This window comes from Aeromicrobium sp. (genome assembly GCF_014378035.1).
In the GTDB taxonomy this organism is placed as follows: domain Bacteria; phylum Actinomycetota; class Actinomycetes; order Propionibacteriales; family Nocardioidaceae; genus Aeromicrobium.
The window spans coordinates 1-13,298 of record NZ_JACMOM010000177.1 but is presented as its reverse complement, the minus strand read 5'-3'; the positions used below and the strand labels follow the sequence as shown (position 1 = coordinate 13,298).

Annotated in this window: 16 protein-coding genes; 12 read left to right on the top strand and 4 right to left on the bottom strand. The window is 67.2% G+C overall.

Annotation, left to right across the window (positions count from 1 at the left end; all coding sequences use genetic code 11):
• The 6 genes from H7290_RS09350 to H7290_RS09325 form a co-directional block, all read left to right on the top strand.
• On the top strand, nt 1-781 hold a 781-nt coding region (locus H7290_RS09350; RefSeq protein ID WP_290513749.1), incomplete at its 5' end, for a DUF475 domain-containing protein.
• A gap of 60 nt (nt 782-841) precedes the next feature.
• Nucleotides 842-1,528: a hypothetical protein gene (locus H7290_RS09345; protein ID WP_290513748.1), complete on the top strand. Its 687-nt coding sequence runs from the start codon at nt 842-844 to the stop codon at nt 1,526-1,528.
• A 111-nt stretch (nt 1,529-1,639) separates the two neighbouring features.
• The gene (locus tag H7290_RS09340; RefSeq protein ID WP_290513747.1) at nt 1,640-2,791 is read left to right on the top strand and encodes an HpcH/HpaI aldolase/citrate lyase family protein; all 1,152 of its coding nucleotides are present in this window, start codon (nt 1,640-1,642) and stop codon (nt 2,789-2,791) included.
• The gene (locus tag H7290_RS09335) at nt 2,788-4,236 is read left to right on the top strand and encodes a phosphoribosyltransferase family protein (RefSeq protein WP_290513746.1); all 1,449 of its coding nucleotides are present in this window, start codon (nt 2,788-2,790) and stop codon (nt 4,234-4,236) included. Before H7290_RS09340 ends, H7290_RS09335 begins: the two co-directional genes overlap by 4 nt.
• Nucleotides 4,233-5,405, top strand: coding sequence for a cysteine protease StiP family protein (locus tag H7290_RS09330; protein ID WP_290513745.1), 1,173 nt, complete (start codon nt 4,233-4,235; stop codon nt 5,403-5,405). The genes H7290_RS09335 and H7290_RS09330 overlap by 4 nt, the downstream gene beginning before the upstream one ends.
• Nucleotides 5,402-6,232, top strand: coding sequence for a hypothetical protein (locus tag H7290_RS09325; RefSeq protein ID WP_290513744.1), 831 nt, complete (start codon nt 5,402-5,404; stop codon nt 6,230-6,232). Before H7290_RS09330 ends, H7290_RS09325 begins: the two co-directional genes overlap by 4 nt.
• Nucleotides 6,233-6,236: 4 nt before the next feature.
• Here H7290_RS09325 and H7290_RS09320 read toward each other — a convergent pair whose 3' ends face one another.
• From H7290_RS09320 to H7290_RS09310, 3 genes are all read right to left on the bottom strand, one after another.
• A complete protein-coding gene (locus H7290_RS09320) occupies nt 6,237-7,280 on the bottom strand; it encodes a glycerophosphodiester phosphodiesterase family protein (protein ID WP_290513743.1) in 1,044 nt (347 codons plus the stop codon).
• A 113-nt stretch (nt 7,281-7,393) separates the two neighbouring features.
• Entirely contained in the window at nt 7,394-7,690 is a 297-nt protein-coding gene (locus tag H7290_RS09315) for a hypothetical protein (protein WP_290513742.1), read from the bottom strand.
• Nucleotides 7,691-7,700: 10 nt separating this feature from the next.
• Nucleotides 7,701-7,829 (bottom strand): hypothetical protein, encoded by a 129-nt coding sequence (locus tag H7290_RS09310; RefSeq protein WP_290513741.1) that lies wholly within the window; start codon nt 7,827-7,829, stop codon nt 7,701-7,703.
• 114 nt (nt 7,830-7,943) lie between these two features.
• Here H7290_RS09310 and H7290_RS09305 point away from each other — a divergent pair, with 114 nt between their 5' ends.
• The 6 genes from H7290_RS09305 to H7290_RS09280 all read left to right on the top strand — a co-directional run bounded on the left by H7290_RS09305 (nt 7,944) and on the right by H7290_RS09280 (nt 12,315).
• Nucleotides 7,944-8,519 carry a TerD family protein gene (locus tag H7290_RS09305; RefSeq protein WP_290513740.1) on the top strand — a complete coding sequence of 192 codons (576 nt, stop codon included), beginning with the start codon at nt 7,944-7,946 and terminating at the stop codon, nt 8,517-8,519.
• Between the two features lie 77 nt (nt 8,520-8,596).
• The gene (locus tag H7290_RS09300; RefSeq protein WP_290513739.1) at nt 8,597-9,823 is read left to right on the top strand and encodes a toxic anion resistance protein; all 1,227 of its coding nucleotides are present in this window, start codon (nt 8,597-8,599) and stop codon (nt 9,821-9,823) included.
• A 39-nt stretch (nt 9,824-9,862) separates the two neighbouring features.
• On the top strand, nt 9,863-10,357 hold the full coding sequence (locus H7290_RS09295; RefSeq protein WP_290513738.1) for a hypothetical protein: 495 nt from the start codon (nt 9,863-9,865) through the stop codon (nt 10,355-10,357).
• Nucleotides 10,357-10,923: a TerD family protein gene (locus H7290_RS09290; RefSeq protein ID WP_290513737.1), complete on the top strand. Its 567-nt coding sequence runs from the start codon at nt 10,357-10,359 to the stop codon at nt 10,921-10,923. Before H7290_RS09295 ends, H7290_RS09290 begins: the two co-directional genes overlap by 1 nt.
• Before the next feature lie 17 nt (nt 10,924-10,940).
• Entirely contained in the window at nt 10,941-11,528 is a 588-nt protein-coding gene (locus tag H7290_RS09285; protein WP_290513736.1) for a hypothetical protein, read from the top strand.
• A 238-nt stretch (nt 11,529-11,766) separates the two neighbouring features.
• Entirely contained in the window at nt 11,767-12,315 is a 549-nt protein-coding gene (locus tag H7290_RS09280) for a hypothetical protein (protein WP_290513735.1), read from the top strand.
• Between the two features lie 126 nt (nt 12,316-12,441).
• Here H7290_RS09280 and H7290_RS09275 read toward each other — a convergent pair.
• Nucleotides 12,442-13,298 (bottom strand): endonuclease/exonuclease/phosphatase family protein (locus tag H7290_RS09275; protein ID WP_290513734.1); only part of this gene is annotated, 857 nt, incomplete at its 5' end.

Sequence of the window (13,298 nt, the reverse complement as noted above, 5' to 3'; positions counted from 1 at the left end):
GTACCTGCTCCACGAGGCTCACCCGAGCATCGCGGCCTTCGGTGGCATGTTCCTGGGCATGCTGTTCCTCGACTTCATCTTCGAGGACCGTGACATCACGTGGCTGACGTGGCTCGAGCGTCCACTCGCCTCGGTCGGCAAGCTCGATCAGCTCTCGGTGGTCGTTGCCCTCGGCGCCCTGACCGTGACGGCCCAGCTGCTCGCAGAGAACCCCGGCACGGTGATGGTCTCCGGAGCCCTCGGCATCTTGACCTACCTGCTCGTCAACGGACTCGGCGAGCTGTTCGAGGCAGGCGGCGGCGACGAGACCGATGTGTCGGACGAGGACGCCGCGGGTCCTGCCACCTCATCGGGAGCCGGGGGAATGATCCTTGCCTCGGGCAAGGCGGCATTCTTCCTGTTCCTGTATCTGGAGGTGCTCGACGCCTCGTTCTCGTTCGACGGTGTCATCGGCGCCTTCGCCATCACCCAGGACATCTTCATCATCGCGGTGGGACTCGGCGTGGGCGCCCTCTACATCCGCTCGCTGACTGTCTACCTGGTCCACAAGGGCACGCTCAACGACTACGTCTACCTCGAGCACGGCGCTTTGTGGGCCATCGGGGCGCTCTCGACGGTGCTGCTCGTCAGCATCAAGTTCGAGGTTCCCGAGCTCGTCACCGGGCTCATCGGCGTCGGATTCATCGCAGCCGCGTTCATCTCCTCGCTGTCGCACAACCGGCGCGAGGGTGCTGAGCCCCTTGACGCGGCCTCGGGTCACGACGTCGCCGCAGACACGTAGAGAGCACGTCACTCAACTCTGACCGTCCGCGCATCGTCCGGACCCACACGAAGGAGCGCCATGGCCATCGACTACGTCAAGAAGCCCAAGCAGCCCGCGGCCGGCGCGGCGCCGGTCTCCAGCGGCACGGTGACACTCACGAAGTCCGCCCCTTCCGTCTCGCTCACGAAGCGTGGCCGGGAGGGCGGCACGTTGCGGGTCAACCTGAAGTGGAACCCGCGGCCGGACGGGGACCTCGGCGCGCCTCCGGCCCGCGGCCTGTTCAAGAAGGCACAGGGCCCCCGACCGATCGACCTCGACCTCGGGTGCATGTATGAGTACGCCGATGGGTCAAAGGGCGTCGTCCAGGCACTGGGTGACACGTTGCGCGACACAGCCGACCCGGGGCCCATCTGCTGGCTCGACCGTGACGATCGCAGTGGCACCAGCGCCGAGGGCGAGAACCTGTTCGTCGACATGGGCAAGGTCGCCGCCATCAAGCGCATCCTGGTGTTCGCCTTCATCTACGACGGTGTCACGAACTGGGCAGGCGCAGACGGGGTCGTCACCCTCCACCCGGTGACCGGTCCGCAGGTCGAGGTGCGCCTCGATGAGCACGACCCGAAGTCGGGCATGTGCGCCATCGCCATGCTCGAGAACGTCGACGGTGAGCTGGTGGTGCGTCGCGAGGTGCGGTACGTCCGAGGTCATCGCGACCTCGACGAGGCCTTCGGCTGGGGCATGAGGTGGACGGCGGGTCGCAAGTAGCGAGCGGATGCTGGTGGGCGGCGCCGAGACGAGGCACGAGGGGCTGATTGGTACCGTGGTCGCTGTGGCCGGTCGTCGATCGAGGGGGTAGTGATGCGTCACTTTCGTCATGTGACCGAGGCGGACGAGCGTCGCCTCTTCTCCGTGCTACCCGAAGAGTTCGACCGCAGCGCCGCGAGCCCCACGCTGGCCGCCGCTCTCGGGGCCACGCTCTACATGCCAGCGACACGACCGGCCATCGCGAAGGACCTGCACAAGCAGGGCGCCGCTGGCGTCATGAGCGTCGTGGTCTGCCTCGAGGATGCCATCGCTGACGCCGAGCTCGCGTCGGCACAGGCCAACGTGGTGGCCCAGCTGCGCTCGCTGCCCTGTGACGGGAAGGACACCGACAACCTGCCCCTCACCTTCATCCGTGTGCGCCACCCGCGGCAGATCCCCGAGCTCGTCGGCAGCCTTGGCGACCACGCCGCCATCCTGTCGGGCTTCGTGCTGCCGAAGTTCACCGGAAGCACGGGTCCCGCCTATCTCGAGGCGTTGTATGAGGCCCGGCACGAAAGCGGACTGCCGCTGCTCATGATGCCGGTCATCGAGTCGCCGGAGGTCGTCCACCGAGAGACACGCGTCGACACCCTGATGGACATCCGTCAGCTGCTCGACGACCACCGAGACCTCGTGCTGGCAATACGACTCGGTGCCACCGACCTGAGCGCCGCCTACGGGCTGCGTCGTGACCGTGATCTCACCATCTACGACGTGCGGATCATTGCTGAGGTCATCGCCGACGTCGTCAACATCTTGGGCCGCGCCGACGGCACGGGTCACGTCGTCACCGGGCCGGTGTGGGAGTACTTCCCCAGTCAGGGACGTATCTTCAAGCCGCTGCTGAGGCAGACACCCTTCGACGAGCAGGAAGCCCGTGCGCTGCGCAAGGAGCTGATGGTGCGCGACCTCGACGGCCTGATCCGTGAGGTCGTGCTCGACAAGGCCAACGGGCTCACCGGCAAGACCGTCATCCACCCGACCCATGTCGCGGCGGTGCACGCGCTGTCAGTCGTGACCCATGAGGAGCATCTCGACGCGTGCGAGATCCTCGGCCGGGGGACGATGGGCGGGGGCGCGCACGCCTCAAGCTACGGAAACAAGATGAACGAGACGAAGCCGCACCGTTCCTGGGCCGAGCGAACGGTCCGGCGGTCCCGCGCGTTCGGCGTGGCGGCTGAGGACGTCACCTTCGTCGACCTTCTCGCGGCTGCCATCGCATGACTACGCCGACGGGTACCGAGACCGACGCGCACGCGCGGAGGGTCTGGCCCGGCGCGTGGGTGCAGGAGCGTCTGGAGGTCATCGTGCGGTCCACCGACAGCGCAGTCGGTGTGCCGCTGGAGGACCTCGTCGGTCTGGCTGTTCGACGCAACCCGCGCCGTGCGCATCTGCTGGTCTCCACGGTGCTCGGCAAGCACGTGCCGGTGGACCCCCGCCTCGTCCTCGGCGCAGGCATGTTGCTCGGACGCCTTGTCCTCGACACGCTCGCGCGCGACGGCGAGGCTGGCGACGGGGCTCGTCGCCCGGACGAGGAGTTCCGACGTGCCGTGCGCGGAGACCCGGGTGCGTCGAGCGCCCTGCTCAAAGCCATGCGTGACGATGACTGCCCGGCCTCACCGCAGGGCACGGTCGTGCTCGGGTTCGCCGAAACTGCCACTGCCCTCGGGCACGCGGTCGCCGACACCCTCCGGGCGCCCTACCTGCACTCGACCCGCCGACCCGTCACGGGGATCAGCCCGGTCGGCGGGTTCGAGGAGGAGCACAGCCACGCCACCACCCACCTGCTGCTGCCGGACGACCGGGGGCTGTTGATGGGGGATGGGCCGCTGGTGCTGGTCGACGACGAGCTGTCCACCGGCACCACGGTGCTGAACACCATCCGCATGTTGCACGCCGTGCACCCTCGCCGTCGCTACGTCATCGCTTCGCTCGTTGATCTGCGTGATGACGCCGACCGCTCGCGCATGGTGGCGGTGGCCGACGAGCTCGGGGTGACTCTCGACGCGGTGGCGCTCGCCGCCGGTCGCATCGACGTGCCGGCAGACGTGCTCGACATCGGCAAGCGGCTGGTCACCGACATGGAGGCCACCGTGGTCGCAGGACCGTCGACCTCGGGAGCAGGCCGGGTCCGCCGGGCAGACCTTCCGTGGCCGACGGGGCTGCGCGAAGGCGGGCGGCACGGATTCACGGCGCTCGACGGTGTGAGGCTCGACGAAGCCCTTCCCGCGATCGTCGCCGAGCTGGTGCCCTACGTCGCAGATCGTGCGCGGGTCCACGTCCTGGGGTTCGAGGAGCTGATGTACGCACCACTGCGCCTCGCAGCCGGACTGGCCGAGCAGCTTCCGGCGGCCGAGGTGACCACGTCGACGACGACCCGCTCACCCGTGCTGGCCGTCGACCACGAGGGCTATGCGATCCGCAGCAGGCTGGTCTTCGCCGCGCACGACGGGCCGGCTGACGGCCCCGGTGAGCGCTACGCCTACAACCTCTCGCCGGCCGAGCCCTTCGATGTCGTGGTCGTGGTGATCGACAAGACCGCCGACACCACAGCCCTGCTGGGTACCGACGGTCTCCTGACCCGCCTGGCGGAGGTCGTGCCCGACGTCGTCCTTGCTGTCATCCCCGACCACCGCCCCGATTCCCCGGCTGCGGACCCCGACGCATGAACGCGCGACTTCCGCAGCCCCTCCGTGGGCCAGACTTCGGCTCGTACGCGCCCGACGATGTGGCCTGGCTGCTGAAGGACCTCTCCGACGTGGCGCTCGAGGCGCCGGTCGAGGAGCGCGAGGAGGCGATCCAGGCCGGGGGAGCGCACTACGCCGAGTCGTTGCCGGTCGAGTACCAGCCGGACGAGGCCTACCGGGCACTGTTCGCGGCGGCGCTCGATCGGTCGGCTGCCCGGGTCGCGTTCGCGGTCGGTCTCGTCACCGAGCAGGTGCTGGCCGACCGTGGGCCGGATGCTGTGCTGGTGTCGTTGGCGCGCGCCGGCACCCCCGTGGGCGTGCTGATGCGCCGATGGGCGCAGCACGCGCATGGGCTCGACCTGCCGCACTATGCAGTCTCGATCGTCCGGGGTAGAGGCATCGACCACGTCGCGCTCAGGTACCTCGCAGCACACCACGACCCGGCCCACGTGATGTTCGTCGACGGATGGACGGGCAAGGGCGCCATCACCCGCGAGCTGGCCGCCTCGGTCGCCGAGGCCCACGCCACGCTGGGTGCGACGTTCTCCTCCGCGCTGGCCGTGCTCGCCGACACCGGTCGGTGTGTCGAGCACTTCGGCACCCGCGACGACTACCTCATCCCCTCGGCGTGCCTCAACTCGACGATCTCGGGCCTCGTCTCCCGTACGGTGCTCAACGACCTGCTGATCGGACCGGAGGACTTCCACGGCGCGAAGTTCTACGCCGACCTTGCCGAGGCAGACGTCTCGAACGGCTTCGTCGATGCCGTCGTCGCGCAGTTCGCCGGCGTGTCCGACGCTGTCGGGGCCGCGTTGCCGGGCCATCTGGCTTCCGACCGCACGCCGACGTGGGACGGCTGGGCAGCGGTGGAGAAGATCTCCGCCGATCACGGCATCGACGACGTCAATCTCGTCAAGCCGGGCGTGGGGGAGACCACGCGGGTCCTGCTGCGCCGCGTGCCCTGGAAGATTCTGGTGCACCCCGACGCGGCCGCCGAGCTGGGGCACATCCGGGCACTGGCCCGCGACCGCGACGTGGAGCTCCTGGAGGTGCCGGACCTCGCGTACAGCTGCGTCGGCCTGATCCACCCGCGCTTCACGCGGGGAGCCGTCGGAGCCGACGGCACGACAACCCGCCGGGTCGAGCCATGATCGCCGCCGGAACCGTTGTCGTCAGCGACCTCGATCAGACCCTCATCTACTCCTCTGCGACCCTTCGTCTGCTGGAGGCCGACCAGGACGCTCCCCGGCTGGTGTGTGTCGAGGTCTACCAGGGCGCGCCGTTGTCCTTCGTCACCGAGACGGCTGCAGGCCACCTGACAGACCTTGCCGAGGCCGGCGTGTTCGTACCGGCGACGACCCGCACGATCGAGCAGTTCCGCCGCGTGCACCTGCCAGGTCCGGCCCCGAAGTTCGCGCTGTGCGCGAACGGAGGCCGTCTTTTGCGTGACGGCATCGAGGACCTCGACTTCACGGCCGCCGTCACCGAGAGGCTCTCAGGCGCCGGTGCACCGTTCGCGGAGATGCTCGATGAGCTCCACCGGGCCAGCGCCGGCGAGAGGGGTGCCTCGTTCGTCGAGAAGGTGCGCGACGCCTCGGGGCTGTTCTGCTACGTCGTGGTCAATCGCGCGGCAATGCCCGCCAGCTGGGTCAACGACCTGATGGCCTTCGCCGAGGAGCGCGGCTGGGGCGTCTCGGTGCAGGGGCGCAAGGTCTACTGCGTCCCGGCGGCGCTCACCAAGGCCACCGCTGCGCGAGAGGTGTCCGACATGCTGGGTGCGACCCGTCTGCTCGCGGCCGGCGACTCGTTGCTGGATGCCGAGCTGCTCGAGGTGGCAGACGTGGCCGTCCGCCCTCGCCACGGTGAGCTTGCCGACGCGAGCTGGAGCCGTCCACACCTGCGGGTCACGACATCGGCAGGTGTGCGGGCAGGCGAGGAGATCACGGCCTGGATGGTTGCCGAGGCGCTCGGTCACTGACGGGTCAGCCGATTGCCGCGACTCGACGCGTACCGGTGAGGCGCGAGCCGACCCAGCGGTCGCGCTCAGCGACGGCGGTGTCCGGGTGGTCGGAGAACACCGCGTCGACTCCGGCGTCGAACAGCTCGCGGTACTCCAGTGCTGCGAAACCGGTCTCGTTCTCGGCGCCCATGCGAAACTCCACCGGCAGGTAGCGGTTCTCGTTGCGCAAGGTCCACGCGAAGACCTCGAGGCCAGCACGGTGCGCGCGGTCGACGAGGCCTGACTCGCGGCGCGGCGACCTCGCGGCCGACGGACGCACAATGAGGTCCTTGCGCACGGCGACTCCTCTCGCGTAGGACGAGATCTTCTCCAGACCACCGATGCGCAGCAGATGCGCCGAGCTCGTGAGCAGCTGCAAGGCGGGGAGGTCGACGCGGCTCGTGACCCGCCTGAGCACGTCAGGATTGTCGGCCTCGACATGCATCGGGACGGACGGCAGGAGGCTTTCGTTGCGTCGAAGGGTGTCGAGCAGGAGCTCGTCGAGCGGCAGGCCGACAGAGGCGAAGTGCGCAGCGTGCTTGAGCTCGAGGCACAGGCCCACGCGTGTGCCCCAGGAGCGGTTGTGCGCGGCCACCAGCCGGATGGTGTCATCGAGAGTCAACAGCGGCTCATCGGTGGCGACGGTGTTCTGGGGGCGGACGAGCGGCATCCTCTCCCGCGCCCTGAGCGGGGCAAGCTCGGTGAGCGTCAGGTCCTCGCTGAACCAGCCCGTGTGCGGCTTGCCATCGATGACCTTGGTGGTGCGCCGGTTGCGCAGCTCGGCGACCTTTTTGACATTCGTCGTCCGTGACAGCTCGTTCTCGTGGCGGCACAGCAGATGTCCGTCGGCCGTCGGTACGAGGTCGGGCTCGACCATGTCGGCACCGGACTCCATTGCCATGGTGTACGACCTGGCGCTGTGCTCGACTGCGTGGCCCGGCGCGCCTCGGTGACCGATCACCAGGGGGAACGTCTGCGGGTGCCGGGAACCCGTCGTCATCGGGCCCGGGTGATCATGCAGGATCATGTCTCCATGGTCCGTGCTCCTCGTGACGAGGACCCGACCCTCACGCGTCGTCCAGATGAACTCCCGGACAGCGTTCGCCCACGCCGAGAACGCCATGCCTCCCGACAATGACGTCAGCAGGTGGCGAGGGTGAAGCGCATCGATCTGACGTCCGCACGTGTCACGGGCAGGTCGTACGCCAGGGCGACGTCGAGGAAACGGTCGATGTACTCGCAGCGGAAGGCTCTGTTGATGGGCATCCACTCGCCGGGGGAGCGGTCGCCCTTCGAGGCGTTGATCACCACGCAGTCATGGGTTCCGGGGCGGAACGTGACCCCATCGAGCTGGCGGCGCAGCACGTCGTTGCAGGTGTCGCAGCCGTCGTGCCCGTCGATGCCGGCGTGGTCGTCGGTCCAGCTGGGACCGAACACACAGCCGCGATCAGCGCCGCAGCCGCGCTCGTAGCCCGACACGTCCGGGCGCGCCGCCGAAGTGGCCGACACGGGCGACCAGTGCGACGACGAGAAGGGCGGCGACCCCCATCAGCAGCTTGCGCACGACACTCCACACCTGTCGAACCCTGGCGGCGGCAGCTGACTGTCTCGATAGATCGCGGGTGCCGCGATATGTTGGCAGCACCACAACGTCGACACATCGTCTGCACGACAGACTCGAAGGAATCGCATGTCCATCAATCTTTCCAAGGGCCAGAAGATTTCTCTGACGAAGAGCGGGGGCGGAACCCTGACGAAGGTCCGCATGGGTCTCGGCTGGGATGCGGTACCCAAGAAGGGTCTGTTCGGCTCGAAGGCTCAGAGCATCGACCTCGACGCCTCGTGCATGGTCTTCGACGCGTCCAGATCGCTCATCGACCAGGTCTGGTTCCAGCAGCTCAAGAGCAACGACGGTGCCGTTGTCCACACCGGTGACAACCGCACCGGCGCAGGAGACGGCGACGACGAGTCGATCGTCGTCGACCTGACTGCCCTGGCTCCCGCCGCGCAGACGTTGGTGTTCGTCGTCAACTCGTTCACGGGCCAGACCTTCAGCCAGATCGAGAACGCCTTCTGCCGGCTCATCGACATGTCGGACGAGTCCGAGCTCGCGCGCTACGAGCTCACCGGGTCCGGCACGCACAACGCGCAGGTCATGGCCAAGGTCGTGCGTGACGGACAGGGCTGGTCGATGACCGCCATCGGTTCGATCGCGAACGGTCGCACCTTCCACGACCTGATCCCGGCGGTCAGTGCCACCGTCTGACGCTGCGGTCGGGCACCGTCCGCAGAGTCGCGGGCGGTTGCCCCACCCAGACGTTCTGACGTAGATAAGATGTCAGCATGAGTTCACTCGACGGCCCACTGACACCTCCCACCGCTGCGCCGATCACGCTCACCCCGCCGGCCGCGGTCCCTGCCGTGCAGGAGGACCAGGTGGAGGGCATGCTGCCTGTGCCCACCGAGCGACGGAGCCAGCTGGAGGCGACCGCCGACCAGTACGTCCGCGACCTCGAGGTGCTCCAGCCCGGAAGTCCCGAGCTCGACGCGAAGATCACCGAGATCAGCCAGGTCGGCGCCGCCGAGCTCGCGGCCTCGGCCAACTCAGCGAACCGCATGCTTGAGCGCCCGTCATCCGCGCTCGCCGGCACGTCCGGCAAGTCTGACGTCGGCGTGCAGGCAAAGACTGCCAAGTCGCTCGCCGATCTGCGCACCACCGTCGTCGAGCTGACGCCCAACCGCGCCGACCTCGAGGGCAAGCCCGGTCGCAGGCTGCTAGGCATCCTGCCCGGCGGCAGCCGCATCAAGGCCTACTTCGACCGCTACGTCAGTGCGCAGACGCAGCTCAACGACATCACGCGCGCCCTGGCCTCGAGCCAGGACGAGCTGCGCAAGGACAATGCCGCCATCGAGCAGGAGCGCGCGAATCTCTGGACGCTGATGAGCTCGCTGTCGGAGTACGCCATGCTGCTCGGGCGTCTCGACAGCGGGGTCGAGTCGCGCCTCACCGACCTCGACGTCTCGGATCCGCGGCGCGCGACAGCCTTCCGCGCAGACGTGCAGTTCGCCGTCCGCCAGCGCCGCCAGGACATTCTCACCCAGCTGGCCGTCGCAGCACAGGGCTATCTTGCGATGGACATGGTCAAGAAGAACAATGTCGAGCTCATCAAGGGCGTCGAACGCGCTCGCACGACGACACTCTCGGCCCTGCGAACTGCGGTCATCGTGGCCGAGGCACTCACCAACCAGAAGCTTGTCCTGACCCAGATCCAGGCACTCAACCAGACGACGTCAGACGTCATCGCCGCCAACGCGGCCATGCTCCGCACCCAGTCCGCGGCGATCCAGCAGCAGGCGGCTTCGTCGACCATCGACATCGCCAAGCTCGAGCAGGCTTTCACTGACGTCTTCGCCACGATGGACTCCATCGACACGTTCCGCGGCGAGGCCGTCAAGTCGATGCAGCAGACCGTCACGGCCCTCGAGGGCCAGCTGGTCAAGGCAGCCCCCTACCTCGAGCGCTCGAGTGCCGGCGCCAACGGCAGCGGCACCCCGCGCCTCGGGTCCTAGGAGACCGGTGGCGACCATCGAAGCGAAGGTGATGTCTTGATGTTCAAATCACTCTTCGGCCGGCCCGACGAGGCTGGACACGCTGCTGAACCCGCCGAGCCGGTCCCGGCAGGTTTCGTCGAGCGCATGTCGCAGCAGCTCGATCGGCTCCGGTGGCAGGCCCGCAGCGCAGGGGCCCGTCTCCCGATCGAGATCCTCCCGCAGGTGGGGCGCATCGAGGACGTCATCGTGCCCCTGCTGCACCACCTCGACGCCAACCCACCGAGCATCGAGGAGGAGATTGCCGTGGAGAGCCTCCTCACCGACTACCTGCCGACATCCCTCACCACCTACCTGAACCTCAATCCGCAGTTCGCCTCCGAGGCGCGTGCTGACGGTGGGACGCCCGGTGACGACCTGGTGCAGCAGCTGCGCACCCTCCAGACCGCTGCCACTGAGCTGAGTCACGCGATCTATGCCCACGACGCCCAGGATCTCCAGGCCCAGGGACGCTTCCTGCGCACGAAGTTCGACCGATCGGATCTCGCCCTCTGATGGCGGATCCTGAGGTTGTCCGTCTGCGCAGTGGCGCCAATGTCGCGCTGAGCACTCTCATGCCCGCGCCCGGCGGGGTGGTGGTGGGTTTCAGCTGGCAGGTCGTCGAGGCCCGGGGCCCGGCGGTCCAGCTCGTGCCGTCGGCGATCGTCTGCGGTCCCAACGGCAAAGCGGTGTCGAGCGAGCACCTGGTGTTCTTCAACCAGCTGGCGTCGCCCGACGGCACAGTGCAGATCATCTCGGACACGGCGGACGAGGAGCAGATCGAGGTCGATCTGCGCGAGGTGCCGGCATCCGTCGACAAGATCGTGCTGATGGTCTACGTCGACCCCGATCTGCGACGGCCGGGCACCTTCGCCGCGGTCCGCCACGCCTTCTTCCGGGTCTATGACCGATCGGGACGCGAGATGGTGCGCTACGACATCGAGGAGTACTCGGCCGAGGTCAACGCCATGATCTTCGGCGAGCTCTACCGGCACCGCGGCGAGTGGAAGGTCCGGGCCATCGGGCAGGGCTACTCGACGGGGTTGATGGGCGTGGGCGAGACCTTCGGGGTGTCCCTGTGACGTCTACCGTCTGGTCGGTGACAAGCAACGCGGTGCCATACCTGCGCCGAAGGCCCCGTGCAGTGGCGGCACCGCCCACGCCGTCGCTGGTCCCTGCGCGGCGGCTCGACGGACGGCTCCTGCTCACCGAGAGCATCACTGAGGTGACCCTCGACCGACGTCAGTCGGCCATCGGGTCGTTGACGTTCGAGCTCGCTGGTCACGGCGAGCTCGGCGTGTTCTGGGAGCTGCAGGACACGACGAGCGGCCTTGTCAGCCCGCTGGAGGGACAGCTAGTGTCTCCTGAGCTCGGCCGCCGACCCGTCGTCGAGCACCTGCACGGTCAGGTCATCGTCGGTCTGCGGCACGTCAAGCAGGTGCGCCGACTCGTGGTGCTGATCGAAGGACCCGAGACCCGAGACCCCTACCGTCTGGTGGCAAACCTTCACGACGGCTCCAGCCTCGAGATGTCGATCCCGTGGACTGCGCCGGTGATCTCCGCGTTGGCGGTCTATCAGGTCCAGAGCGAGCTGGTCGTCCGGCGTGAGGCGCTCGACTTCGCCTCCAGGTCCGACGTCGCTGATGCCTACGGCTTTGCCCGGGCTTGGGTGCCGACCCGCCGTTGACGACAGTGGGCACTCAGGGGAAGTACCTCATGTTGACATCGGTGTGATGTCTCGAGCGCAGGAATGAGTCGCGCCGCAAGATGCCGGGTGATCCGAGAAAAATTAATCTGAATTATTCAAAACGGGCTCGAATCACGGGGGTCATGGGACCATGGTCCTAGTCGCGTGAACCACTCGCGCCGCGTGTTCTGGGGTCGCTGGAGCGGTTCTGGAAGACCACACTATGGGAGGGAACCCCTTGAACGACATCATCCGCCGCGCCTTCGCGGCCGCCACCGTCACAGTCGCCCTCGGTGCTGGCGGGTTTGCCGCGCCGGCCAGCGCACACCACAGCGACCTTGGCTGCGACCCAGCTGTGGTGGCCGCCGCAGTTGACGCGGCCAAGACCGAGGCTCGCGTTGCCCAGAAGCGATTCACGTCGCACACCAAGAGCTCCATGCCGACGTTGGTGAAGAAGCTCAAGGCCCATGAGAAGGCTGAGGCGAAGGCCGCAGACAAGAAGGCCGACCGTCTTGCGCTGAAGGCCACGAGCTCGACGGGTGAGGCACGCACGGAGGCGCGGGCAGCAGCGAAGGCGGCCCGCACTGTTGCTCGCGCCGAGGCCAAGGAGTCCAATCGCATCCAGCGCGCCAGCTTCTCTGAGCTTCGCAAGGTCGTCAAAGCCGACCGCAAGGTGCTCAAGGCCCAGTGGAACGCTGCCAAGGCCAGTCTCAAGGAATTGAGGGTGCATGCCGACACGTGCACCGAAGCACCCGTCGAGCCTGAGTCAGGTGACCCTGTCGCCTGACGACGCACCTCCACTCCACGCGAGAGCCGGTCCGATGAACTCGGGTCGGCTCTCTCGCGTGCGACTGCTCCAGGCTGGGGGCAGGTCAGACTGTCACCGGATCGTGCGGCAGTCGCGATGCAGGTGTCAGCGTGACCGAAGCGAGACGTCAGCCCAGATCATGTCGTGGTCGCTGTACTGACTGCCGTACGACACGTTGCGGGTGAGCAGGCCCCACGCCGTGACGATGGCGTTTCGCTGGACAAAGATGTGGTCCAGCTGGAACGACGGCGGGAAACGTCGACGGTCATCACTCATCTTGTTGAGACTGCTGGCGCTCGCGTTCGAGGTGCTTCTGGCGCTCGTGCGAGCATCCTTGTAACCGTCGCTCTTGATCTGGTTGTAGACACGCCAGCGCGCAGAGTCCGAGTCGTACCTGGTGTTGCCGTGCAGGAGTGAGTTGAAGTCGCCCGCCTTGACAACAGGAATGGTTGGGTACGTTTTGCGGAACGAAGCGATGCTGTTGCTGACCTGTCTGAACTCAGACAAACGAGCTTGATCCTTGGTGGTGAAGTCGAGGGCCTGCAAGTGGAAGTTGACAACCAGGACGCGTGCGTTCGTGGACGTCTGACGAAGCAACTGGATCGGGATGGCCTGACGCTTGCCGTTGCTTCCGTACTGCACGTGAACAGTCTTTCCGTACAGCGCGGCGCCCTTGTAGTCGCGGGCAGACATCGTGGCGGTGCGGTAGAAGATCCACCGCGAACTTCCACCTCTCACGCGTGTGTAGCCGGACGACTTCATTCGAGAGGTCAGGCTGGTCAGGCGCGTGTACCCACCGGTCTCCTGCAAGGTGACGACGTCCGGATTCTTGGACTTGATGACCGCTGTGACTCTGGAAACCCGGTAAGACCAAGCACGAAGTTTTGGGCAGTGCTCGGCGCAGACGTTGTACGTGGCAAACCGGATCTTGGTCATGTCGGCACGCACTATCAGAGTCTTTG

Coding starts and splice junctions, on each gene's coding strand:
- H7290_RS09345 (WP_290513748.1), top strand. CDS start 842: ATGGCCATCGACTACGTCAAGAAGCCCAAGCAGCCCGCGGCCGGCGCG.
- H7290_RS09335 (WP_290513746.1), top strand. CDS start 2,788: ATGACTACGCCGACGGGTACCGAGACCGACGCGCACGCGCGGAGGGTC.
- H7290_RS09330 (WP_290513745.1), top strand. CDS start 4,233: ATGAACGCGCGACTTCCGCAGCCCCTCCGTGGGCCAGACTTCGGCTCG.
- H7290_RS09325 (WP_290513744.1), top strand. CDS start 5,402: ATGATCGCCGCCGGAACCGTTGTCGTCAGCGACCTCGATCAGACCCTC.
- H7290_RS09320 (WP_290513743.1), bottom strand. CDS start 7,280: ATGATCCTGCATGATCACCCGGGCCCGATGACGACGGGTTCCCGGCAC.
- H7290_RS09305 (WP_290513740.1), top strand. CDS start 7,944: ATGTCCATCAATCTTTCCAAGGGCCAGAAGATTTCTCTGACGAAGAGC.
- H7290_RS09300 (WP_290513739.1), top strand. CDS start 8,597: ATGAGTTCACTCGACGGCCCACTGACACCTCCCACCGCTGCGCCGATC.
- H7290_RS09295 (WP_290513738.1), top strand. CDS start 9,863: ATGTTCAAATCACTCTTCGGCCGGCCCGACGAGGCTGGACACGCTGCT.
- H7290_RS09290 (WP_290513737.1), top strand. CDS start 10,357: ATGGCGGATCCTGAGGTTGTCCGTCTGCGCAGTGGCGCCAATGTCGCG.